General features: G+C 31.0%; 23 protein-coding genes. 5 read left to right on the forward strand and 18 right to left on the reverse strand.

What is annotated here, in order from left to right:
• The first annotated feature begins 74 nt into the window (after positions 1-74).
• The 5 genes from Q4512_RS07200 to Q4512_RS07220 are packed head-to-tail and all read left to right on the forward strand — an operon-like array spanning position 75 to position 6,565.
• Positions 75-461 carry a hypothetical protein gene (locus Q4512_RS07200; RefSeq protein WP_303423433.1) on the forward strand — a complete coding sequence of 129 codons (387 nt, stop codon included), beginning with the start codon at positions 75-77 and terminating at the stop codon, positions 459-461.
• Positions 445-1,917 carry a hypothetical protein gene (locus tag Q4512_RS07205; protein ID WP_303423434.1) on the forward strand — a complete coding sequence of 491 codons (1,473 nt, stop codon included), beginning with the start codon at positions 445-447 and terminating at the stop codon, positions 1,915-1,917. The genes Q4512_RS07200 and Q4512_RS07205 overlap by 17 nt, the downstream gene beginning before the upstream one ends.
• The gene (locus tag Q4512_RS07210; protein ID WP_303423436.1) at positions 1,910-2,926 is read left to right on the forward strand and encodes a hypothetical protein; all 1,017 of its coding nucleotides are present in this window, start codon (positions 1,910-1,912) and stop codon (positions 2,924-2,926) included. The genes Q4512_RS07205 and Q4512_RS07210 overlap by 8 nt, the downstream gene beginning before the upstream one ends.
• A gap of 8 nt (positions 2,927-2,934) precedes the next feature.
• Positions 2,935-4,383 (forward strand): tetratricopeptide repeat protein, encoded by a 1,449-nt coding sequence (locus Q4512_RS07215; protein WP_303423438.1) that lies wholly within the window; start codon positions 2,935-2,937, stop codon positions 4,381-4,383.
• A 1-nt stretch (position 4,384) separates the two neighbouring features.
• On the forward strand, positions 4,385-6,565 hold the full coding sequence (locus Q4512_RS07220; RefSeq protein WP_303423439.1) for a hypothetical protein: 2,181 nt from the start codon (positions 4,385-4,387) through the stop codon (positions 6,563-6,565).
• 215 nt (positions 6,566-6,780) lie between these two features.
• Here Q4512_RS07220 and Q4512_RS07225 read toward each other — a convergent pair whose 3' ends face one another.
• The 18 genes from Q4512_RS07225 to Q4512_RS07310 all read right to left on the reverse strand — a co-directional run bounded on the left by Q4512_RS07225 (position 6,781) and on the right by Q4512_RS07310 (position 23,345).
• Positions 6,781-10,470, reverse strand: a complete 3,690-nt coding sequence (locus Q4512_RS07225; protein ID WP_303423441.1) for a metallophosphoesterase — start codon at positions 10,468-10,470, stop codon at positions 6,781-6,783.
• Positions 10,471-10,545: 75 nt separating this feature from the next.
• Positions 10,546-11,211: an SCO family protein gene (locus tag Q4512_RS07230; RefSeq protein WP_303423443.1), complete on the reverse strand. Its 666-nt coding sequence runs from the start codon at positions 11,209-11,211 to the stop codon at positions 10,546-10,548.
• A gap of 4 nt (positions 11,212-11,215) precedes the next feature.
• Entirely contained in the window at positions 11,216-11,833 is a 618-nt protein-coding gene (locus Q4512_RS07235; RefSeq protein ID WP_303423445.1) for a toxin-antitoxin system YwqK family antitoxin, read from the reverse strand.
• Positions 11,834-12,724 carry a YHYH protein gene (locus tag Q4512_RS07240; RefSeq protein ID WP_303423447.1) on the reverse strand — a complete coding sequence of 297 codons (891 nt, stop codon included), beginning with the start codon at positions 12,722-12,724 and terminating at the stop codon, positions 11,834-11,836.
• A gap of 66 nt (positions 12,725-12,790) precedes the next feature.
• Positions 12,791-13,144: an EF-hand domain-containing protein gene (locus tag Q4512_RS07245; protein ID WP_303423449.1), complete on the reverse strand. Its 354-nt coding sequence runs from the start codon at positions 13,142-13,144 to the stop codon at positions 12,791-12,793.
• A gap of 19 nt (positions 13,145-13,163) precedes the next feature.
• Positions 13,164-14,294 carry a YHYH protein gene (locus tag Q4512_RS07250; protein ID WP_303423451.1) on the reverse strand — a complete coding sequence of 377 codons (1,131 nt, stop codon included), beginning with the start codon at positions 14,292-14,294 and terminating at the stop codon, positions 13,164-13,166.
• A 114-nt stretch (positions 14,295-14,408) separates the two neighbouring features.
• Positions 14,409-15,611, reverse strand: a complete 1,203-nt coding sequence (locus Q4512_RS07255) for a YHYH protein (protein WP_303423453.1) — start codon at positions 15,609-15,611, stop codon at positions 14,409-14,411.
• A 12-nt stretch (positions 15,612-15,623) separates the two neighbouring features.
• Positions 15,624-16,166, reverse strand: a complete 543-nt coding sequence (locus Q4512_RS07260; RefSeq protein WP_303423455.1) for an EF-hand domain-containing protein — start codon at positions 16,164-16,166, stop codon at positions 15,624-15,626.
• Positions 16,167-16,169: 3 nt separating this feature from the next.
• Positions 16,170-16,772, reverse strand: a complete 603-nt coding sequence (locus tag Q4512_RS07265) for a hypothetical protein (RefSeq protein WP_303423457.1) — start codon at positions 16,770-16,772, stop codon at positions 16,170-16,172.
• A 1-nt stretch (position 16,773) separates the two neighbouring features.
• On the reverse strand, positions 16,774-17,751 hold the full coding sequence (locus tag Q4512_RS07270) for a YHYH protein (protein ID WP_303423459.1): 978 nt from the start codon (positions 17,749-17,751) through the stop codon (positions 16,774-16,776).
• Complete coding sequence (locus tag Q4512_RS07275) at positions 17,748-18,359, reverse strand: hypothetical protein (protein WP_303423461.1); 612 nt, start codon at positions 18,357-18,359, stop codon at positions 17,748-17,750. Before Q4512_RS07275 ends, Q4512_RS07270 begins: the two co-directional genes overlap by 4 nt.
• Positions 18,360-18,398: 39 nt before the next feature.
• Entirely contained in the window at positions 18,399-19,397 is a 999-nt protein-coding gene (locus Q4512_RS07280; protein WP_303423463.1) for a YHYH protein, read from the reverse strand.
• Between the two features lie 71 nt (positions 19,398-19,468).
• Positions 19,469-20,221 carry a DUF6090 family protein gene (locus Q4512_RS07285; protein WP_303423465.1) on the reverse strand — a complete coding sequence of 251 codons (753 nt, stop codon included), beginning with the start codon at positions 20,219-20,221 and terminating at the stop codon, positions 19,469-19,471.
• A 100-nt stretch (positions 20,222-20,321) separates the two neighbouring features.
• Positions 20,322-20,609 carry an EF-hand domain-containing protein gene (locus tag Q4512_RS07290; RefSeq protein WP_303423467.1) on the reverse strand — a complete coding sequence of 96 codons (288 nt, stop codon included), beginning with the start codon at positions 20,607-20,609 and terminating at the stop codon, positions 20,322-20,324.
• 120 nt (positions 20,610-20,729) lie between these two features.
• Positions 20,730-21,257, reverse strand: coding sequence for a Spy/CpxP family protein refolding chaperone (locus Q4512_RS07295; protein ID WP_303423469.1), 528 nt, complete (start codon positions 21,255-21,257; stop codon positions 20,730-20,732).
• A gap of 5 nt (positions 21,258-21,262) precedes the next feature.
• On the reverse strand, positions 21,263-21,574 hold the full coding sequence (locus Q4512_RS07300; protein ID WP_303423471.1) for a hypothetical protein: 312 nt from the start codon (positions 21,572-21,574) through the stop codon (positions 21,263-21,265).
• Between the two features lie 36 nt (positions 21,575-21,610).
• Complete coding sequence (locus Q4512_RS07305) at positions 21,611-22,189, reverse strand: RNA polymerase sigma factor (RefSeq protein ID WP_303423473.1); 579 nt, start codon at positions 22,187-22,189, stop codon at positions 21,611-21,613.
• Positions 22,190-22,226: 37 nt separating this feature from the next.
• The gene (locus Q4512_RS07310) at positions 22,227-23,345 is read right to left on the reverse strand and encodes a DEAD/DEAH box helicase (RefSeq protein WP_303423476.1); all 1,119 of its coding nucleotides are present in this window, start codon (positions 23,343-23,345) and stop codon (positions 22,227-22,229) included.
• Positions 23,346-23,360: the final 15 nt, after the last annotated feature.

Raw genomic sequence — 23,360 nt, forward strand, 5'->3', positions numbered from 1 at the left:
CTACAGCACTAAAACTATTTTATTATTCTAATAATATATATATCTTAGTAACGCTATTAAATCAATTTACACTTATGAAAAACGTACTTTTAACGTACTGTTTGTGCCTTTTTTCCATCCTTTCATTCTCTAAAAACAAACCAGCTTCGGGTCTGTTATTTGATTATGATGTTTACGAAAAAACACCTACTAAAGCAAAAAACGTCGCATTTCAAGATGCGGATGCAAAACAACCTTCTACTTCTTTAAAAGAATTTGTACCAGAAATAAATAATAAAAGTGATTACGATGCATTTTTGGGTGGGTTTTCTACCAAAGAATTCCCATTAAAACACAATACTACACGAGCAAATATTTTTGTAGATCCAAATAAAGCATTGATATCCTTTATTAATCTAGATAGTCAAAATATGATATCTATAGCTACTAAATTAGAAACGTCCCTTGAAAAAATTCAATAAACATATATCTCATCTAATTCTTGCTTTTTTGGTTTGTACCTTTTCTTCTGCACAAGAACTAAAAATGTGTGGCTATTTAGGATATCAAACCATAGACGAAGTAAACTCTGCCTGCGATTTACAAGGTGCAAATGCTTCTAGTTCTAGCACAGAAGCTGCCACTATGGTCGTCGACAATATTTTAGATAAAGTAGGCCTTTTTAGAAACTTTTTAATAGAAGAGTGCGAGGATATAAACAACGCTCTTGCGGTTACTATGCCGCTAGAAGGTGGTGATATAGAACGCTATATTTTATACGATCAAGATTTTTTCAGTAAAGTATCTGCATCTACTGGTACAGATTGGGGAAACACAAGCATTTTAGCTCACGAAGTTGGGCATCATTTAAATGGACACACCTTAAAAAGTGGTGGCAGTAATCATAAAATAGAATTACAGGCCGATGAGTTTTCGGGTTTTGTTTTAGCAAGAATGAAATGCTCATTAAAGGACGCACAAAGTGCAATTAGTAATTTATTACCCGATGAAGCTTCATCTACACATCCTGCAAAAAAAGACAGATTAAATGCAATAGAAAAAGGCTGGAATCGAGGTAACGGAAAAGTAATTCCAATTAAAAAAATTGAAGATGTAAAAAAGGAAATTGAAGAAATTATTGTTGAAGAGAAAAAAGAAGAAAATAATAATGATGAAAATGAAGTAGAAAAAATCATTGCTAACACCGAAGAAGAACTTATTCAAGCTATTCTTGGTCGTTATATTGAAGCTATTGGAGGTCAAGAAAAAGTATCTCAAATAAAAACCTTTTATCAAGAACGCAAAATTATTTCTAATATAAAGATAAATGGTGAAGAAATGAAATCTGAATTAACGAGCAAACTACACTTTTTAAAACCTTCACGATTGTACCAAAAAATGACAACTAAAACAAAAGAAAATGAATCCGAATTGGAGAGTTTAATTGTTGATGGCAAAACTTATATTAAAATGAATTTAAATAAAGATTGGGTTTTTCAAAAGGATATCCAATCTACTTTTGTGAAAAATAGTACCAGTTATGTCATAGAATATTCGCAACTAATAAATAATGCAAAAGCTACGTATCTTGGAATAAAAACAATTAACAATATTAAATGTCATGCCGTAGAATTCGATAAAATAGAATTAGCAACAAACATGGAAATGATATCCACCAAATATTTTAATTTAGAAAGCGGATTATTGTATTATGAAGATCAAATAATTATAATGAAAACTACTTCAACTGAAACAGTTTCTAAAATAACCTATACTGATTATAAAGAAGTAGACGGTATTCTTTTTTCGTTTAGACAAGAACAAGAAATGGAAATAAAAACGCAAAACCAAAACATGAAATCCAACGCTACTACCCTATTTAGTGATATACAAATTAACCCAACAATGGATACTTCAAAATTTGAAATAGATGATTAAAAAATTAACACTAATAGGCTTATTTTTTACTAACATTGCGTTTTCACAAAACTACCAAACCACAGAAGAAATAGACAATGCTTGTGCACAATTAGGATTTATGGCAGATGAAGAAGCTGAAATTGCTGTCGATAGAATTTTAGAGCAAATTGGTTTGTTTAGAAACTTCGTTCTACAACAATGTCCTGATATAAATAATGCAGTAGCAAAAAACATTAAAACATCAACGGGTGATGTTATGCGCTACATTTTATATGATAATGATTTTTTTAACCGTATCAATGACAAAGCAGCTAACGATTGGGCAGCAATAAGTATTTTAGCACATGAAATTGGACATCACTTAAACGGACATTCACTTAACAATAAAGGTAGTAACCATAAATACGAGTTAGAAGCAGATTATTTTAGCGGTTTATCTCTTGCCAAAATGGGAGCTACTTTAGAACAGGCTCAAAGTGCAATTAACACTTTAAAATACGAAAAAGCTACACGAACACATCCTGCTAAAAAAGACCGATTATTACAAATAGAAAAAGGTTGGAGCTTTGCAAATGATATTGAAAATCAAGAGGAAGAAGAAGAAGTGGTTTCTAAAAATATAATTGAAGATTTCCCTGTATATCCAGGATGTTCAGGAACCAATTCTGAATTAAAAAAATGCTTTAATTTAAGTCTTAGAAATCATTTAGTTAGTAATTTCAATGCAGGTATAGCAAATGAAATTGGTTTAACCTCTAGATGCATTAAAAAAGAAAAAGAATACAATGAAACCACCAATGAATATACCGAAAAATGTACTAAATATCAACCCATAAAAATTCATAGTATGTTTAAGGTTTCTAAAAATGGCGACGTCGTATTTATTGGAGCAAGAGCTCCACATACAGAATTGCAAAATGAAGCAGAGCGAATTATTAATTTATTACCAAAGATGATTCCAGGAAAACTAAAAGGTAAAAACGTTAGTGTTCCTTTTTCTTTACCCATCGCATTTATAATTCAATAATTAGAAATATGAAACTAAAATTATTATTTTTTCTGCTTCTTTGTACACAAATTACTGTTTCCCAAAACTACCAAACCATCGAAGAAATAGACGATGCTTGTGCACAACTTGGCTTTAGCAGTAATGAGGAAGCAGAAATAACAGTCGATAAAATATTAGATGCTGTTGGATTGTTTAGAAATTTTATCATTCAAGAATGTCCCGATATTAATAATGCAGTAGCAAAAGTTATTGAAATATCTGAAGGATATAAAGAACGCTACATTTTATATGATAATGGCTTTTTCAACAAAATTGATAATACAGCCAAAACAGATTGGGCTTCCATTAGTATTTTAGCGCACGAAATTGGGCATCACTTAAACGGTCACTCATTAAATAATGAAGGCTCTAATCATAAATTTGAATTAGAAGCAGATTACTTTAGTGGCTCTGCCCTAGCAAAAATGGGTGCAAGTTTAATAGAAGCGCAAAGTGCCATTGCAACCTTAAGATATGAAAAAGCAACACGTACACATCCTGCTAAAAAAGATCGTTTAATTGCCATTGAAAATGGTTGGAAAAAAGCAAACCATATAAAAAAGGTTGTAGTTAATACTAAAGAAAACGATAACATTATTGTTTTTGATTTGAACAAAGATTTACAAGAAAAAAATCTCAAAAAAGGTTTAGATTTATATAATTTAAGCCAATATATTAGTGCTGCAGAACACTTTGTAAAAGCATTTCAATATAGTAATGGTAAAGAAACAATATACTTATATTATGCAGCTTCGGCATATGTTTCAGAAAAAAATTACGATCAAGCACTAAAGTACTATTTAACTATTTTAAGAACTGGAATAGAAACATTAGATGCTGAAAAACAAAATTTAGTATATAAAAATATAGGCTTAATTTATAGTATTCAAAATCGTAATGATGAAGCATTAAAATTCTTTGATTTTATATTGCGAAAAAATCCAAATGATGTTATTATTCTTCAAAATAAAGCTAATGTATATTATAATTCTGGTGACCTTGTAACCTTTGAAAAGGAGCTAAAAAAAATAGAACGTATCACTCCTGAAAATATAAATGTTATATATAATCTTGGTGTACTGTCTATGGAAAAAAAGAACATAAACGATGCCATTACATATTATAAAAAGGCTCTAAAAATTAACCCAGAACACAAAAACTCCCTATTAAATATTTCTGCCGCTATTTTATCTCAAGAATTGCCAATTGTTGAAGAAATGAATAACCTAGGTACTACTCCTTCCGAAAACAAACGCTATGACGAATTAACAGTAAAGCGCATAGCGCTATATAAAGAGGCAACAGTGTATTTAGAGCGCTATATTGCTGTTGATAGCAGTAATATGGAAGTATTAAACACCACATTAAACGTGTATAAAACAATTGGAGATCAAAAAAACATAAAACGCATAATGAATTTGCAAAATCAACAATAATATGAATGTTACGCATCAATTAAAACTATTTCTTTTTATCAGTATCCTATCAAGTACTAGCATTGCTTATTCACAAAATTACCAAACTATTGAAGAAGTAAACGATGCTTGTTCTCAACTAGGTTTTAATAGTGATGAAGATGCAGAAATTGCTGTAGATCGCATTTTAGATGAAATCGGTTTATTTCGAAATTTCACCATTCAAGAATGCCCTAATATTAATAACGCAGTAGCTAAAAACATTGAAATATCTTCAGGTCAGAAAGAACGTTATATCTTATATGATGCAAACTTTTTTGACAGAATTGAAGAAAAGGCAAACAATCGTTGGGCAGCAATAAGTGTTTTAGCACATGAAATTGGGCATCATTTAAATGGGCATTCTTTAAATAATGAAGGTTCTAATCATAAGTTTGAATTAGAAGCCGATTATTTTAGCGGACTAGCTTTAGCTAAAATGGGTGCCTCTAAAGAAGAAGCACAAAGCGCTATTATGACGATAAAATACGAAAAAGCTACAAGTACGCATCCTGCTAAGAAAGATAGGTTAATAGCTATAGAAAACGGATGGAACAAAGCAAAAGGTATTATCAATGTAAAAACGGTAGAAGAAGAAAACGAAGACATTGCATTTGATTTGTATAGAAAAGGTGAAAAATCATTTGAAAACCATGAATTTAGTAAAGCTTTACAGTTTTTTGATGAAGCGAAATCATTAGGCTATAAAGATGCGTATTATTATTTATCACATATCTATTATACAGGATTATCTGTAAAAGTAGACTATAAAAAAGCATATACCTATGCAAAAGAAGGCTACGATTTAGGGTCTATTCCTGCAACCTATCAGTTAGGTAAGTATTTGGCAAACGGAACAGGTGTTTCTAAAAATAAAACTGAAGCAAATCGCTTGTTTCAAAAAGAATATCAAATAAAATGGTTTAAAGATCAATACAGTAAATACAAAACACCTTTTCATGCCTATGCTATTGGTTATATGTATTCTGAAGGATATGGAGGTGTACAAAAAGATGAAGAAATTGCCGTAATGTGGTATAAACATGCAGCTGTTAGTGGTAGTCTTACTGCCATTGGTAATTTAGGGGTATTATATGAAGAAGGTAATGGAATATCAAAAGATATAAACGAAGCTGTAAAATACTATAGAAAAGCAGCAGAACTGGGACATGTTAACTCCATGACTAATTTAGGCTCTAAATATAGAGCTGGTGAAGGAGTTACAAAAAATATAGAAACTTGTATTTATTGGTATGAAAAAGCGCTAGAAAATGGAAGCCCAGAAGCCATGGCGAAATTAGGTAGTATGTATATTAAAGGGAAAGAAATAGAACAAGATATAACATTGGGACTCTCCTATTATGAAATGGGATTAGCTTATAAAACATCTTTATATGGCGATATTGGAAATTATTATTTTAATAACTTTAATAGACAAAAAGCATATGAATATTATAAACTTGGTGCAGATCTAAATGACGTAACAAGTATGTCTAATTTAGGATTGTGTTATGATGGAGGTTACGGAACAGAAACCAATTGGGAGAAAGCTGTTTATTACTATAAAAAAGCAGCAGCGCAAGGTAGTGCTTTTTCCATGCGAAACTTAGGCGAATTTTATTACTTTGGTGTAGGTGGTTTATCTCAAGATACCTATAAAGCTAAACGCTTGTTTCAAGAAGCTGCCGATTTAGGTAATGATTTGGCAAAAACCTATCTTAAGGTTATTAAACATATAGAAAATAGAGATTACGTGTTGGTTTCTAATTCTAATTATGATAATCGTTTATATATTACTGAAGAAGAAATTGCAGAAGAATACCCAGCTTATCCGTACGTTTATGAGAACTATTATGGCAATTGGGTTCTTAAAGTAAATTACCAATTTGGTAGTAATACGCGAGCGGTTCAAATTTTTCCAATTACGCAAGAAACAGAAGATAATGATGAATTATATTTTAAAAATTATTCTCCTTGCGCTCCTTTATATAAACCAAATGGATCGCATGATGTTTCTATTAGAAATGTAGATAGCAATGGATATAGAGCAATAAAATATCTTTATTATCAAGGAATATTTCATCTAGATTCTGGTAAAGATAAAGTAATGATAAAAGCACCTGTTGCCTTATGTTGGGTACCTAAAGAAAAGACTATAGACTAATGAAGATTTCTAAAACCAGAAAACTACATATTTAGGACACGATACAAAACCAAAGTTGGTATCGTTTTTAGAACTAACAATTTGGTTTTATTAGAACCCTTTAATAGTGTAAAATTATATTCTTAGGAAACAAAAGAAATACTTTGTAGCTATTGCAAATGTACTGTTAATTAAAAGCACTACACTTCTAGTTATATTCTTTTGTTTCCTAAGTATTAAAACCCGAAACCAAGTTTAAAAGCTACACGCGTTCCATCATCACTATTAAAGGCAGAAACATTTGCAGTAAACATATCTATCATTGTTACAAAAACACCACCTCCAAAAGAAGTATTCCAACGATCATTATTATAAGTAGTATTGGAAACTAAATCATTATCTACCCAAATACGACCATAATCTGCACCACCATAAACACCTAGACTTATTGGTATTAATTTTGTTTTAAGGCTTAAAAATTGAAGACGTAAATCGGTACTTTGCACCAAAGCACTTTTACCTGTAAAGCGTTCGTTTCTATATCCACGTAAACCTGTGTTTGCCCCTAATGTTGCCGCTTGATAAAACTCAAAATTATTCCCTAAATTAAAATGTCCAGAAAAATTAGTAGCTAAAACTAATTTACCACTTGGTATTAATTTATAATCAAAACCTAGTTCTGGTATAATATAACCAAAGCCTTTACCAGAGTCTACATTATTTTTAAAACCGATTTGTAAGCCAAATTGCATACCTAAAGTAGGAAATGCTTCATTATCTTTATTTTCAAAAGAATATGTTGCATCTGCACCATAAAATGAATCACTTACTTCATTCCCTTCACCAATAAATTGATTTATAAACCTTCCGTTAGTTCTTTCTACTTCATTCGATTCGTACAAAATTCCTGCTTTAAAATAACCACCTAACTGCCCTCTCCAAATTAAAGCTGGTTGTATTCCAAAAGATCTTATTTTAACACGATTATAATCCATATTTACGATGTCATCTGCTTCAAAATTAGGAGTAGAATTACCATAATCAAAAAAGTTGATTGCATAATTTGGACTATTAAAATGCATATCTAATCCAAAATTTAAGCCTTTAAAAACATTAGCAAATTCTCCATTATAATTTAATTCAAAACCATTGGTAGCAAAATAATACGCTGCTGAAACGGTATGCTGTGCAGTAAATGGGTTTCGCTCAAAACCATAAACAGTATAAGTGTTTGAAAGTCCTATTTTTAAACCATCATCTGGATTAGAACCAATGGTAGGCAAAAGTTCGTTTACATTATTTTTTAATTTTTTATAATCATACACATTGGTTTCATAATCATTTGTAAATTTTTGGTGTCCATTTTTAGTTAGTATGGTGCTTTCTTTAGACTTATAATCATAAAAGGTTATTTTTTTTCCTTGTTCAATATTATAAACATCGTGGTTTTGCCCTCCAATTAATCGCACTCGCATTTGATTTTTAGTATCGTTTCCATATACATGAAACGTATCATCATCATCTAAACCATAAATCCATACTTCTTTTGTTTGCTTATTATCATAAATGCATTCATGGAAAACATCTGCTTTTTCCCCTCCTTTAATTCTATATGCAGTAACCTTTGTTTTTCCGTTAGGTAAACGCTCAATATCAAACCAATCGTCTTTATTTGTTCCTTTTAAAACTGCATATTTATTCACTAAATTGAAATAACGATCTGCTATTTTTTGAAGATTTGCACGACGTGCTTTTAAGGTTTGTTTAATTTTATCGGTTACAGCACCTCTAACTTCTTCCGGGATATTTAAAAAAGCTTTGTCTATAACTTCATCTGTAATTCCTTCTTGAATAGTTTTTACTTGTGCATTCCACACTGCTTTATCCGATTGCACAATAAACTCCATATCAAGCGGGTACGGTTCTACATTTACCCCTTTAACATCTACTAAATCATCATCATATTTTCTTAACAATCTGGCCATTGGTAGCACTGTTACAGCTGATGTAAGTAATGCTCCGTCGGACATGATAGAAAAAACCTGATCTCTATCTCTTGGTAAAGGTCGGTATATTTTTTTCCCATTTTCTTTAAACTCTAACCAACGCCATTGATCTTGGTGTCTATCCCAATCGCCAATTAACATGTCGAATAATCTTGCTCTAATATAAGCAGCTTCATCCATTACTAAATCTTCATCTTTATGCAACATAGCCATAACATCCGAAGTACTTAAAACCGTATTTGAGAACCCAAAACTAGCTTGGTCTCCATGCCCATCAGAGGCATGTTCTTCAATCATATATAACTCATCACCAAACTGTGCATTAAAGTCACCTAAAGCATTTTGTTTTGGCACATAGTATAATTTGGGGTTTAAATGATATACTCCAATAGCATCCGACAAATCACCAACTGTAAGAAGTGCATAAGGATGTGAACCTGTAAATACATCTAGAATTAAATCTTCGGCTGCAGTATCATCAAAATTTCCATCCAAATACTGGTCTTTAAAAAAGGCAGCTTGTAAATACTGTGTACCTTGTTTACGAACCGCACGCATTACATATTGTTTTTTACCATCTTTTGTAATTAAACGAAGGGATTTAGACTGTGTTCCTCCTCCTCTTCTACCAACAGTTACACCTCCAAAAAGTGTATCTAAATTTACTGTTGGAGCAGTAACTTTAGTACTATAGGTATCTCTATACCTTTCTCCCCAAAGAAACTTAGTAAAAACTGATTTATCGGTTTCTTCTTCGGTGTAAATTGAAGCTGTTTTTTCTTTCGGAAAAGTTTCTGGGTATATTGTATCTATTGTATTAACATCTGGCTTTAGCACTTGGGTTTCAAATACTATTTTATCCTCTTCAACCGAATAAAAACGTACATACGAAGAACCATCGTTAAACACATCAAGTCTTGCATACCCTGGAGTTCCATATGAGAATTGCCCGCCTCCAACGTTTCTAGTTGGTGTTACTTTAGAACCAGAACCACTAACTATTTGACGCATATTGTCTTGCACCAAATATTGTAAATTATGTTCGTGACCGGAAACAAAAATGATTTTACTATTTTCTTGCGAAATAGTAACCAGACGTTTTCTTAGTTCGTTATATCTTTTGTTTTGTATATCTGCATTAGAAACTCCTGTGGTAATACGCAATAAGTTTTTAAGCGAACCTAAAACTGGAATTGGAGACATATGACTTTTAAAGCTATATTGCCCTCCATGTAAACCATTAGTATACATAGGATGATGTAATGCAACAATGGTAGTTTTACCTCTAGCTTTTTTTATTAAGCTACTGTATTCGTTAAAAAAAAGTTCTCTGGTTTTAATTTCACAATCATCATTAATTGTAGGATGATTATTCCAGTTTGTTACAAACCATTGTGTATCTATTAAAATTAATTCTACATCATTAGATACATGTACTTTTTCTATAGGGCAACCATTTTCTGGTAAAAAGGTGTCTTTTCCTAAAGCTTTTTCAATAAACTTTTCTTGACGTTTTAATCCTTTGAGACCATCACTATACCAATCATGATTACCAGGTACAAAAATGGTGTTTCCTTTAAAATCTGCAGTAGTTTGTGTCTGCATATTTAATTGATGCTCTGCAAACTCTCTTTCTTTATGGTCTTTACTCGGTAAGCCTTTTGGGTAAATATTATCGCCAAGAAAAATAGCTGTACTGTTTTTTGAAGCTTTAGATAACTCTTTTTTAAATACTTGCAGTGTTTTTGAAGATGTACCTAAAGGAGAATTGCCTCCATCACCTATTAAATAAAAAGAATGTGAAATTTCTTTATTTGGGAAATTGGTTTTTACTATTGTAGTGTCGTACTGAGGTTTAAATGTAGCACAAGAACTTATCAGTAAAAAACAAAATAATTTATAGAGGGATTTTTCAGTCATTTATCCATAGAATTTAAAGCTCTAAGATAAAGATAACTGCGCTTTAAAAATATGCAAATACTAAATAATTATGTTTTATTCGGCTTTTAGTGATTTAATATCTGTAATCAGTTGAGCTACAGAAGCTCTATTTAAACCATTATATATCCCACGTATATGCTTATTCTTATCAATTAACAAAAAGTTTTCGGTGTGCAGAAAATCATCGATACTTTTTGGTTCACCTAAATCGTTTTCAACAAAATAATGATCTCTTCCTAGGTTATAAATTTCATTTTTATCGCCTGTAACCAGATGCCATTTATGGTCTATAACGTCGTAGTTTTTAGCATAAGTTTTTAAAACTGAAACGGAATCTGTATTTGGCATTACCGAATGCGAAAGCAATAAAACATCCTTATCCTCTTTAAAAACTTCTTGTACTTTTGCCATGTTTCCTGTCATTTTTGGGCAAATACCTGGGCAACTAGTAAAAAAGAAGTCTGTTATATAAATTTTATTTTCGAATGTTTTTTGCGTAACCTTTTCACCTAATTGATTCGTTAATGAAAAGTCTGGAATTTTATGAAACGCTTTTTCTCTAGCTGTGTTAGGAGTTATCCATTTAGGAGTAAAAGATTCTTCATCGTAATATGGTAGATACTCTACCCTACTATTTTCGACTACTTTAATATTTTCTTTTTTCAACTCTTTTTTACAGCTGAAACACATTAAAACAAAGAGGATAGGTAGGTATTTCATCTTATTATTTCTTTTTTCTAATTACAACCTCATCTTTTAATTGGTAACAAGAATTTGCTCGTCGCATACCAAAGATACGACCATTTTTTGCTTCGTAGTTTACATAAAGTTTTCCGTTTTCTAACCAAGCTTGTTGCAAACCATCTTCTTGATCGTTTAACAGGTTTCTTTTTTTAGAAAGTTTACCATTATAAAACCACTGACGCTGTAGACCTTGTTTTTTTCCGTTAACGTAATTAGATTCTGAGGCTAAATTACCGTTATTCCAAAATGCTTTATAAGTTCCTTGCAATACATTCTGATTGTAGAATGATTGTAATTTAAGCGCTCCTGTTTTATACCAAACACGATATACTCCTTCTTTTTTTCCGTTATAAAAACCCGTTTTTTCTTTTATAGAGTCGTTGGCATAATACTTAACAGCGAAACCATTAAACGGACTATTATTATAATACCAAACCCCCTTATTTCCATTTAAAACTAAACTATCTTTATGTACAATATTTGCCTGTATCTCTATGGTATTTTTAGAAATAGTGCTCTCCTTTTTTGTTTTAGTTGCAGAATTACAACCAATACAAAGTAGGACACTTATACATAAAAATAGTTTAATAACTTTCATTTAGTAACCTTGGTAAGGTCCAGCAAATGCAATGTATGAACCAGTGTTAGAGTATAATTCATTTATAATATGATAGTGATATTCTTCAGCACCATCTGTATATTGTGTTGTACTAGTATGACCTCCTGAAGTATCTAGATCTGTAGGATATGCTCCTGTTGAAATACATTTTCTTCCGTAAAGAAAAACACCATCTAATAATACACCAACTAAGTTGTCATCGTCATCTGAAAATGCAACAGGTTCTAAATGATAATGATACACTCCAGGGCCTATATGAGCTCCTGTCCAATCTAAACTAGCAGCAGCAGCATCTAATGCTCCTCCACCTTCTTGATCATTAAAAATAGACGCACCACTAACTGCAATTCCAATAGTATCAAAATTTGTACTAACCGAACTACCAGATAAATCTGGAGTTGCATCTACTGTAATTGTTACTGCATTATTATTACTTGACATGATAGAAGGTGTCCTTTCTACATCTGGTTCTTCTCTATATAATTCATTTCCTTCTCCCCAATATACGGTTTCATGATCTGGCAAACCTGTAGTTTCAATGATTACAGATTGTCCATCATTAGACAAATATATGTCTGTTGCGTCTGTATTAAATGCTCCAAATGCTGCATGTAAAGTTGCCGCTACTCCATCTTCAGAGTCGGCATCAGTATCGTCTGAATCGGAACTATTACTAACATAACCATCTGGTTGGGTTGCTGAAGTAATAGAAACATTTAGATTACCAAAACCATCTCCATCTAAATCTTGATACCAAGTAAACTCTACTATTTCTTCGTCTTCACTAGAACCATTATCGTCACTTGAGCATGCAATAAACCCTATTACTAAAAATAAGGATAGCAGGGTAATTTTAAATAGGTTTTTCATCTTATAAATATTTAGTGTTTTATTTTTAGATGCAATAAACAAAAAAAACTTGCGCTATTTTAAAATTTAATTTCTGCCTCCTTGTGGTCTTCCGCCCTGACCACCTCCTCTTTCTGGCTTTGGAGCATTTTCTAATTCTTCTTTAGAGATATAATTATCTTGGTTTGTATCTATTTTTGAAAACTGTTCTTGTAAAGGACCTTTTGCTTCTTCTTTAGAAATTTTTCCGTCTTTATCTGCATCCATTTGAGCTAATATTTGTGCTGTATCTGGGCGTTCTCCCCTTTCTTTTTGCTGTTCTTTCTTTTCTGTTTTTTCAGTATTGTTACTTTCTATATTTCTTTTGTCATTACTTGACTTGCAACTTGTAAATATTACTATTGAGGCAACTATTACTAAGTTTAAAAATTGTTTTTTCATATACTCTTTTTTAATTATTTTAAGGTCTATTCCTTTTTTGTGTTTTTTCTATTTCGGCTTTAGATAAGTAACCATCTTTATTGGCATCCATTTTATTAAAATCTTGTTTCAATGGTCCTTTTACTTCTGTGGCCGAAAGCTTTCCATCTTTATTGGTATCCATTTTTTTTATAATTTCGGATGCATCGGGTCTTCCTGCTGTTTGATTTCCTTTTGGCCCTCTTCTTTCTCCATTAGGTGGAGGTCCTTGCTGTTCTTGTTCCACTTCTCCCATTACACAACGACCAACATATGGAAATTCGTTAGTTACTAAATACATATAATTACCATCTATTTCTATACCGTTGCATTCGTCTAAATCTCCATAACCAGCTACATATTCATAATCGGAACCATAAGTACCATCATGATGCCCTTTAGCTTCGATAGCGATAGTTCTATGTGTAGTATAAGTACAATCTTCACCTTCTCTATCGCCATCTACAAGTTTAAAGCTTGACTTGTATTTACCACTTTTAGAATAATACATAGGGAATCCATCATGAGCAAAACCAATATGTACTAAATCCTTTCCTGTATCAAATGTTTCAATCATTGAAGTTGGTGTACCATGATAATGGTATTCTCCTGTAGGTTGTACATGTGCATGATTAAAATCTAAGCCTAAATCTATTACATTCTGTATGGCTTCTACTCGATAATTCTCTCCTGTTTCACATACTACAACTTCGGCTGTTTGTGGTTCAAATTTCACTCCATTTAAGGCGATTCCAGGTTCTCGCATCCATTGAGATTTCCCTGTGTATTTTGGTTTTATTGGAAAGCTATAAGTCTTGTTTTGCTTAGAAATGGTATTGGGATTTCCTGGGTTTGGAAAATCTCCCGTTTTATGATTCGGTAAGGAATTAGTTATCATGACACGTTGATCGCCAACAATAGTAACCTTAGTTTTTGTTCCGTAGGCTGTATCTTCTACTTCATAATCACCAAAATAATCTGATGTACTACCTATATTAATACTGTGTTTATGATTCTCTTCTTCATGCGAATGACTCTCTAACCCGTCATGACTATGTGAGCTACTGTTACTTTTACAACCAATAAAACCGGTAACTAAAAGAATACCAAGGAATGTATTTAGGTTTTTCATTTTAATATATTATAAATTTATCTCTTAATTACACTTTTTTACCATTCTCTTCTTTATTATCATTATTAAAGAAAGAGTATAACGAACAGTTTCTTTTTTGTTATTTGATGTGTGTTAGCCTTTTACCGAAATTGACCCAGAAACACCATGTAAACATCCTAATATTTGGTTACTTCCAGCATCTCCTGCATGGTAATGGTAACCTCTAATATCATCATAATGTCCATTACAAGTATCTAGATCTTTATAGTTATTACCATTTTTATCTTTATGTGCATAAATACCAAATCCATCCATTGCATAACCAAGCATAGGTGCATGAGTATCTTTTTGTTCTATCTCTTTTGTTGCACCAGTTACCGCATGATAATGATAGCCAGCATGTGGATTTACATGACCTCCATGATCATCTAATGGAGCAAGCGTATGCGCAGCAAGAATAGCGTGTGTTGGTGCTGGAGCTTCGAAATTAACACCATTAAAAGCGATACCTATTCCATCTCTTCCTAATTTAGAAGATGTTTCTAAATACAAAGGTTTTACAGGTATAATGTATGTAGATTGTTTTTCGCGATAATATTCTGGCATACACTCTACACAATAATTATGGTATTTTTCGTCTACATCAGGTTTTGCAGCACCTTCACATTCTTCTTGCGTTTTTGTGACTTTTATAGATCCATCCTCTCTAAATAAAGCCCACTCTTCATCTCTATAAAATTCTTTAAGGTTTGCTATAAAATGACCATCTACATCATATACTTTTCCATCTTTAAACCAAATACCTCCTTTATCATTACCATCATTAATATGCGTAGGACACCAAGGCCCCATTTTATGTTCTTGAGGTTGAGAAGCTGTTGTAATTACATAGCAAAGTGCTTTCGTTCCATTAGATAATGTACGTTCTTCTTGAGTTATTTCGTTAAGTAAACTCTCTTTAATAAATAATGTAGGATTAACATTAATAGTTACATCAAAATCTTTTTGTACATTATTTACTGTATTAATATCATTAGGTGCTCTTCTTTCAGGTCTGGGAGCATTTTCTAATTCTTCCTTAGAGAGAAAACGATCGTTATTTTTGTCTATTTTAGAAAAGTCGTTTAATAGAGGTCCCTTTACTTCTGAATTAGATAATTTACCATCTTTATCGGCATCCATTTCGTCTAAAAGATTTTTAGTAGTTGGTCCTTGATTTTCTTCCTTTTGTGGCGCAATTTCTTCCACAGACTTTGTTGTATTTTGCTTACAGTTTACTAATAGAATACTAAACAGTAGTAAGATTACAAATTTTAACTTTTTACAATAATTCATATAAATTGATTTTTAATCTCTTTGTTTTCTTTTTTTCTTAGGAATGTCATTTTTCTCGAAAAATATCTTTAATTCTTCTACATCTAATTCTGCATCCTCATTAGTATCTATTTCATTAAATTTTTCGGATAGGTCTTTATTTCCTTTTGCAGCAATTTCTAATTCATTTAATTTTCCATTTCCATCATCATCAATCTGTTTTATTAATTTTTCAGGATCCATTTTTTTTGATTTTTTTCTATTATTTAATGAATCTTCAAGTTCTTCTAAATCTATAAACGTATCACTATTTGTATCTATCTCATTAAAATCTTCCGCAATTTTTCCTCTTTCATCATTTGACGCTTCCTCTATATCAATAAGGTTATCTTTATTTGTGTCTAACTTTGATAAAATTTGTGAGGCATCTGGTTTACCACCTTCTCGATCCCCTCTTCCTCCTCCTTGTCCTCTTCCTCCACCTTGCCCTCCTCCTGGAGGTCCTTGAGCAAAAACACTAATTGTAAGCAGTAATGTAAAAAGTGTAAATGTTATTTTTAAGTAGTGTGTTTTCATATTTTATTTATTTAAGTTGTTCGTGTTTTTTTTCCAAATAAGAAAAATAGGTATCATTAAAAATGGCCATAAATAGTTTTTATTAAACACCTTTTCTCCTTTAACCATAATATTATTTTTAAATACTACTGTAGTTTTATAGTTATTGATTTCGTTTAAAATTACTTTACTAGTATTTTCATTCAATACCAATGAAAAAACAGTTTGATGATGCTTATTTTGAACAAATGCTTTTATCTCGACATCTAGACTTTCAAAGTTTTTAGGAAGTTGCGAAAGGATGAATTTAACATCTGTTTGATGGTTTCCAAGCTTTATTCCACCATCTAGTAGTGCTACCGATTTATTATTTATATTTAAATTAAAATTTTCTTTTAAATATTTTATAGCTAATTGTTTGTATTCTATACTAGATAATGTTTCCAAATCTATATTCGAATAGTGTTTTTTTAGAGCTTCATTTAAACCACTTTGGCTTAAACTAATATTTAAAACACTTACACCTTCATTAACCTCTAGATAATACATTGCTGACAAGGGATTATGAGCAAATACACTATGTAAAGTAGCAAAAAAAACAAATATAAAAATTCTATATTTTTTCATTTTATTCCAATCTAAAGTTATTTGTTGCTGCAACACCTTTTAAGCATTTTGGTACATTAGGAGCTTCAGTATTACTGGCAACATAATGGTAGATACCATCTGGAAACTCTGTTGTACTTGCTGTAATTCCTCCACATTCATCTAGATTAGAAGGTTCCACTTGATACGCATATATAGGAAAACCATCTTTTGCAAAACCTATGAGCTTAGTTCCTGAAACTTGATTTACTAAAGTACAGCTAACATCATCTATTTCATTAGCTTCAAGAACTTGATTCATTGTTTCAGCAACAAAATGCCAGTGATAATATCCCACAGGATCATGATGTCCTCCACACGGGTCTAATGAAGGTATATTTCCTGCAATTTCATTTCCAGGATTAGCTACAGAAGGCGGATCTCCATTAATTGGTACACCATCTACAGAAACACCAATTAACTCTACGGTATCTATAGTGTTATTACTCGAAGCTAATATTGGTGATGCAGGAATTAAAAATATTAATAATAAATTATTATCTGGAGCTGCTTCAAGGCAATAGGAATAATCTTGATTCACTGGCCCAGAATTAAAATCATCTATATTAATATTACCAGCGTCATCAACAATGTCATAACCATCTGTTTCCATGGCATTAAAAAGACTAGCTTTCATTACTTGAAAACCTGGGTTTGTAGCTCCATCATAAACTCCTAAGCCTCCAATATCATTAATAGTTGTAGGACAATAAGGACCATTATCAACAGGGTTACTAGTAAAAACTAACTGATAGCAATCTCCAGTAGACCCGTCTTCTAAAGAGCAGTCTATTTTTTCAAAAGAAACAAGAGATGTAGCATTAAAATACGCTTCCTGTAAGATATCTTCAGACAAGTCTACCTCATAACTATTAATACCATTATCGTCACTACTACATCCGATATAAGTAAAAATGGATAAGAAAATGCTTGTGTTTCGCATTATTTTCTTTGAATTCATAATTGTATTTTTTTGAAAACTAAAACTTTTAACAACAAGCTAGCGCCTAACATAACGAGTAAAACAAGTAACAATTTATATGAAAAAAGGCTAGCCTCTTTTATTGTTTCAACAACAAATTTATTTTCATCTACTACTAATTTTAAAGTATGCTTGTTTTTATTATTAAGTATAAAATGTTCTTTATTAAAACCGTTTTTTAAAAGTACTAAAGCGCTTTTATTATTATAAACATCTTGAAAAGTACTATTTTTAATGGCTACATTTTTAAACTCTGAAGGCACACCAAATACTTCAAAAACCACTTTTGTTTCATGTCCTAATTTGACAATTCCTGGACTTAATGTTATGTTTTGATTATTATCAAATTTAATTTCTAAATTATTTTTAACAAGATCTAAAACCATTTGCTGAAACTCTTCAGGTGTTTCATACGATGCATAATGAGTTTTAACTTCGTATTGAAATGCGGTTAATGATGCACTAATTTGAAGTATCCATGTATTATTTTCTTTTTCAACCAACAAGGTTGTAGATGTTTCTGGCTGATGTGCAAAAACGGAAATATTAAGAAATAGGAAAATAAATACTATTTTTTTATAAAGCATAATTATAGTTTTTAAAATGGTTTTAAACCATAAGGCTATTTAATCCATTGCGTAAGCACCTTGTAAGCCATTAATAAAATTGTTATTACCTGCATAATCTACGTGATAATGATAACCACGAGTATCATCGGTATGCCCAAGTAAGGTGTCTAAGTCATTATATTCGTTACCATCTGAATCTAAATGCTCATAAATACCATGACCATCTAATGCATAACCAATTAAAGCTGCATGTCCATCTGTTTGTTCTATTTTAGTACTAAAACCAGTTGCAGCATGATAATGGTACCCTTGATTAACATTAATATGACCTCCAGCATCATCAAATGGAGCTAAAGTATATGCACCAAGGATGTTGTCTACAGGTGCTGGTGCAGAAAACTCAATACCATTTAGTGCAATTCCTCGAGTTGAAGGAACTGTATTAGCTTGTCCTCCAGGGCCTGTAGCAAAAAACACAGCATTATCTTGTAATACCGGAGTTATAGGTATAAGCCATGTTTGTGTTAAATCTGCTATATAAGAAGGTAAACACTCTACACAAAAGTTTTCGTATTCATCACCAACATTAGGATTTGCTGCATTGATACAATCTTCTTCAGTTTCAGTAATATAAATATCACCATTAGCATCATACATTTGCCAAGTTGTATCGTTATAAAATGTTGCCATATTTTCTACAAAAGCACCATCTACATCATACACTTCACCATCTTCTAACCAGATTCCTCCAGCTGAAGCATCGTCTGAAATATTATCTGGACACCAAGGCCCCATTTCATGATCTGAAGGAGCACTACTTGTTACTATTTGGTAGCAATTTGTAGAAGTACCATCGGATAAGGTACAAGGAACTGTTGTTATAGTTACTGATCCATCAGCAGTTGAAAAATAAGATGCATCAACTAAAACTACAACATCATCTGTGTTTGTATCCTCTTCTAAATCGGATAACGTATTACCATCGTCACTACTACAAGATAGCGTGCTAGATATTAGTATAATTAATAATAAACTTTTAAAAAATAGCTTTTCCATAATTTTAGTTTTTAAGTGTTTTATATTTAGATGAATTATTATAAAAATACTTGCGCTTATAATTTGTATTTTTATAAACTGCTTAATTCTTTATTCAATTTAAAGGCAATAGTTTCTGTTTTAATCTTTAAAACTTTACTATTTAACAACTGTATTTCTGTTTGCAAAAGTCTATCTATCAATGCGTTTTGATATGACCTGCTGTTTAAAAGGGATAAATAATTAGATTCTTGAGAAAAAGATTTCGCTTTTTTAAAATCTAAACCACGTTTCGAAATGATATCGATTAAAGACACATGTGATTCTATTGCTGGCTGTAAACGGTTAACAATAATGTTTTCAATTTTATTTTCTTGACTTTCAAAACTATCTAATTCGTTAGGATAAGAAGCGATAAGATCTTTTAATAAAATACTTTCAATAAATTCGAACTTATTGGTGCTATTTACAGAGTTTATTGCGCCATTATGTAATTGTGTTGTTTTATAATTTAGCGCAACAATTCCTTCTTTTATTTCATTTGTTAAATCTTTTTCTTCTAATCCGATACTTTTAATAGTTGTATTTATACTTTCTAAATCCTTTGTATATCTTGCAATAGAAGAATCTAAAAGAATTAAATTAGAATTTAACTCTTCATTAAGGGATTGATAAATCTTAAACTCTACAATTTTATTTTTTCGTATTTCATTTAAGTTATTAATTTTCCATGCAATTAAAATACCAATAACGATTAGAATAATTTCTCCTAACGCATAAGCTATATAGCTTTTTGTTTTGCCAGAAATCAAGACGGTACGTCTAATTTTTCTAAAAATCTTCATATTTAAAACTCTTTTTTAGTTATGGTTATAAGTATAAAAAAAGCTTCATATTTACGTATGAAGCCTTTTTTTTAACTAACTAATTCAAAAAAACTATACTTTATTTTCTTTTCCCTCTTCCTTTTGGTTTAGGAGCTTCTTCTAATTCTTTCTCTGAAATAAAACCATCTTCATCTGTATCAATTGTAGAAAATTCATCTTTTAAAGGTCCTTTTACTTCATCTTCAGAAAGCTTACCGTCTTCATTAGTGTCCATTTCTTCTAACATTTCACTAAATGTAGGAGGAGTTCTTTGCTGTCTGTCTTGCGATTGTGCAAAACTAGAGTTCGACATACATACTGTTAATGTAAATACGAATACTATTGTTTTAAATGTGTTACTTTTCATAATTAAAATATTTTATTGTTATGTAGTTTTAGATGCTAGTATATGGATTTACTTGTCGTGTTTATTGTTAAATAAAAGCCAAAAAAAAACACCTCATTACGAAGTGCTTTTCTATTTTTATTAAAAATCTTTAGGAGGCGGAGGTCTATGGCCATCTTTTCCTTCTGGACCTCTTTGCCCATTTCGAGGTGGAGGTCTATTTTCTCCCTCTCCTCTACGAAGCGCATCTTTTAATATTTTTTTTAATTTTTCTTTTTGTTTATCATCACATAAATCTTGAAGACTTTTAAAGTGGTAGAATATTTCTGTCTCAATGGCTTTTTGCTTGTTTCCAATTAACGATGTTATAGAGTCTACAGTTATTTCATTTACTACGGAAGCATTCGACATATTATTAAATAAAGCATCTTTTAGTCCTCTTAAATCGTCGTTAATTTGCATCATTTTAGCATGATGTTTATTATTTAAGATTTCAAAATCTTTAGATTGAGAATCACTAAAATTCAGTTCTTTTTTTATAAAACGAATAGGGTCTTTAGCTCCTTTATTTTGGTTTGTACTAGAATTATTCAAAAAATTAAATAGGAAAAATCCATTTACTAGTATTAAAAAAGCAAGTAAAATATATAAAATGGTATTTTTTTTCATGTTAATTAATTTAATAGCGAATTGTCTTCATTAACAGATAAACCATACGATTCTGCAAACTGATTTACATTTTCATCATAGGTTGTTACTTTTAACTTGGTAAAAGCGATTACATTTATTGCAACGACACAAACCAAAGTCGCAAATTGCAGTTTTGGTGAAAACCAAGACCAAGCAATATTTTCTTCTTCCTTTTGAGAAAACAATCGTTGCATGGTTTTATCCTTAAAAAAAGGGGAAACAGTAACTTGTTCAATAGACGTAGCTGCTTTTAGCGTACTATCAATCTTTTCTTGTATGTTATTATTAGCGTTCATATATATTAAGATGCAAAAAAATTAAAAAACTTGCGCTTATTTTTCATTTTTATAAAAATGTTCTAATGATACTTGTAAATTCTTTTTAGCTCTAAATAATAAAGACTCGATAGAGCTAATACTCTTTTCTGTAATCTCACTAATTTCTTTATAGCTTTTATCGTCAATTTTATTTAATGTAAATACTATTCTTTGTGCTTCTGGCAATTTATTGATAGCGTAAAACAAAGTATTACTAGTTTCTTTTTGCTCTAGTACAATTCCTGGATGGTTTATTTCTGTAAAATAGTTGGTTTTATCTATTTCTATATCGTTTCCGGTTAGAGATTGCAAAAAAGCAAAACGTTTTTTAGTATTCTTTTTTCGAATAAACTCTAAGCATTTATTGGTTGTTATTCTATAAATCCAAGTTGATAACTTAGAATTCCCTTTAAATTTATGAATGGAATTAAAAACTTCTACAAAAACATCTTGTGCTATGTCTTCGGCATCTTCTTTATTAGGCACAAAGGAGATACAAGTAGCAAATACTTTTTGCTGAAAAAGATCCATAAGCTTTCCATAAGCAAATTGCTTTCCTGCTCTTAAGTCATTAATAAAATCTTGTTCTTCCAAATACTTATATTAAAAAGTGTAAAGTATAAAAAATAACTTAAACTGTTTTTTGTTTTATTTTAATCCCAAGTTTTTTTTCTATTTCTTGTACTCTAGAAAACTCATTAGCTAGTATTAAAGCTATAGATTCGCCTTTTTTACCTGCTCTTGCAGTTCTTCCAGATCTGTGTGTGTAATATTCTAAATGTTCAGGTAATTGGTAATGTATAACAAAACCTAAATTATTAACATCAATACCTCTAGCAGATACATCTGTAGAAATTAATATTTGCAAACTAGTATTTTTAAAAGCACGCATTACTTTTTCACGATCTCTTTGTTGCATATCTCCTTCAAGAGCACCAACATTAAATCCTTCTTGTTGTAATTGATGTGTTAAGGCTTGTGTACCAGCTTTAGTTTTACAAAAAATAATACCACGTTCTTCCGTTCTTTCTTCTAAAACAGATACTAATACATTTATTTTATTTTGCAAGGTAGTTTCAACAAAAAAGTGTGCAATATTGGCATTAACAAGGCTGTTTCTATTTATTTCCAGTCGTACAGCGTCTGGTTTTATATAACGTTTTACAATATCTTTTAAGGTTTCTGGCATGGTTGCAGAGAATAACCAAGTGTTTTTTGATCCTTTAGTTGTTTTTAAAATGGTTGTTAAATCGTCTTTAAACCCCATGCTAAGCATCTCGTCAGCCTCGTCTAAAACCAAAGTTTCTATGTTTTTTAAATCTATAATATCTCTATTAATTAAATCCACCAAACGCCCAGGAGTTGCAACAATAATATGCGTTGTACGCTTTAGGTTTTTAATTTGAATATCAATTTTTTCACCACCATAAACACCTTCACAAAATATTTTTGTATCGTTATACTTTGTAAATTTAAAAAGTTGTTTTTTTATTTGTTGCACTAGTTCTCTGGTTGGCGACAAAATTAGTGCCTGTATCTCTTCTTTTTTGGGGTTAATATTATGGAGAACAGGCAATCCGTAAGCTGCAGTTTTCCCTGTTCCTGTTTGTGCTAAACCAATTAAATCTGTTTTAGAATTAATTAAAATAGGAATTGCTTGTTGCTGAATTTCTGTAGGTTCTTTTATGCCTAATTCTTTTAAAGATTTTACATAATTTTTATGAATACCTAACGCTGAAAATGATGCCATATTTATATATTTTTC

This window comes from Oceanihabitans sp. 2_MG-2023, assembly GCF_030547245.1.
In the GTDB taxonomy this organism is placed as follows: domain Bacteria; phylum Bacteroidota; class Bacteroidia; order Flavobacteriales; family Flavobacteriaceae; genus Oceanihabitans.

What these genes read in the sequence shown, in the direction of transcription:
- Q4512_RS07285 (WP_303423465.1), bottom strand. Translation starts at nt 20,221, where the DNA reads ATGAAGATTTTTAGAAAAATTAGACGTACCGTCTTGATTTCTGGCAAA.
- Q4512_RS07245 (WP_303423449.1), bottom strand. Translation starts at nt 13,144, where the DNA reads ATGAAAAAACAATTTTTAAACTTAGTAATAGTTGCCTCAATAGTAATA.
- Q4512_RS07235 (WP_303423445.1), bottom strand. Translation starts at nt 11,833, where the DNA reads ATGAAAGTTATTAAACTATTTTTATGTATAAGTGTCCTACTTTGTATT.
- Q4512_RS07265 (WP_303423457.1), bottom strand. Translation starts at nt 16,772, where the DNA reads ATGAAAAAATATAGAATTTTTATATTTGTTTTTTTTGCTACTTTACAT.
- Q4512_RS07215 (WP_303423438.1), top strand. Translation starts at nt 2,935, where the DNA reads ATGAAACTAAAATTATTATTTTTTCTGCTTCTTTGTACACAAATTACT.
- Q4512_RS07225 (WP_303423441.1), bottom strand. Translation starts at nt 10,470, where the DNA reads ATGACTGAAAAATCCCTCTATAAATTATTTTGTTTTTTACTGATAAGT.
- Q4512_RS07295 (WP_303423469.1), bottom strand. Translation starts at nt 21,257, where the DNA reads ATGAAAAAAAATACCATTTTATATATTTTACTTGCTTTTTTAATACTA.
- Q4512_RS07270 (WP_303423459.1), bottom strand. Translation starts at nt 17,751, where the DNA reads ATGAATTCAAAGAAAATAATGCGAAACACAAGCATTTTCTTATCCATT.
- Q4512_RS07200 (WP_303423433.1), top strand. Translation starts at nt 75, where the DNA reads ATGAAAAACGTACTTTTAACGTACTGTTTGTGCCTTTTTTCCATCCTT.
- Q4512_RS07260 (WP_303423455.1), bottom strand. Translation starts at nt 16,166, where the DNA reads ATGAAAACACACTACTTAAAAATAACATTTACACTTTTTACATTACTG.
- Q4512_RS07250 (WP_303423451.1), bottom strand. Translation starts at nt 14,294, where the DNA reads ATGAAAAACCTAAATACATTCCTTGGTATTCTTTTAGTTACCGGTTTT.
- Q4512_RS07280 (WP_303423463.1), bottom strand. Translation starts at nt 19,397, where the DNA reads ATGGAAAAGCTATTTTTTAAAAGTTTATTATTAATTATACTAATATCT.
- Q4512_RS07220 (WP_303423439.1), top strand. Translation starts at nt 4,385, where the DNA reads ATGAATGTTACGCATCAATTAAAACTATTTCTTTTTATCAGTATCCTA.
- Q4512_RS07300 (WP_303423471.1), bottom strand. Translation starts at nt 21,574, where the DNA reads ATGAACGCTAATAATAACATACAAGAAAAGATTGATAGTACGCTAAAA.
- Q4512_RS07210 (WP_303423436.1), top strand. Translation starts at nt 1,910, where the DNA reads ATGATTAAAAAATTAACACTAATAGGCTTATTTTTTACTAACATTGCG.
- Q4512_RS07230 (WP_303423443.1), bottom strand. Translation starts at nt 11,211, where the DNA reads ATGAAATACCTACCTATCCTCTTTGTTTTAATGTGTTTCAGCTGTAAA.
- Q4512_RS07310 (WP_303423476.1), bottom strand. Translation starts at nt 23,345, where the DNA reads ATGGCATCATTTTCAGCGTTAGGTATTCATAAAAATTATGTAAAATCT.
- Q4512_RS07275 (WP_303423461.1), bottom strand. Translation starts at nt 18,359, where the DNA reads ATGCTTTATAAAAAAATAGTATTTATTTTCCTATTTCTTAATATTTCC.
- Q4512_RS07255 (WP_303423453.1), bottom strand. Translation starts at nt 15,611, where the DNA reads ATGAATTATTGTAAAAAGTTAAAATTTGTAATCTTACTACTGTTTAGT.
- Q4512_RS07290 (WP_303423467.1), bottom strand. Translation starts at nt 20,609, where the DNA reads ATGAAAAGTAACACATTTAAAACAATAGTATTCGTATTTACATTAACA.
- Q4512_RS07240 (WP_303423447.1), bottom strand. Translation starts at nt 12,724, where the DNA reads ATGAAAAACCTATTTAAAATTACCCTGCTATCCTTATTTTTAGTAATA.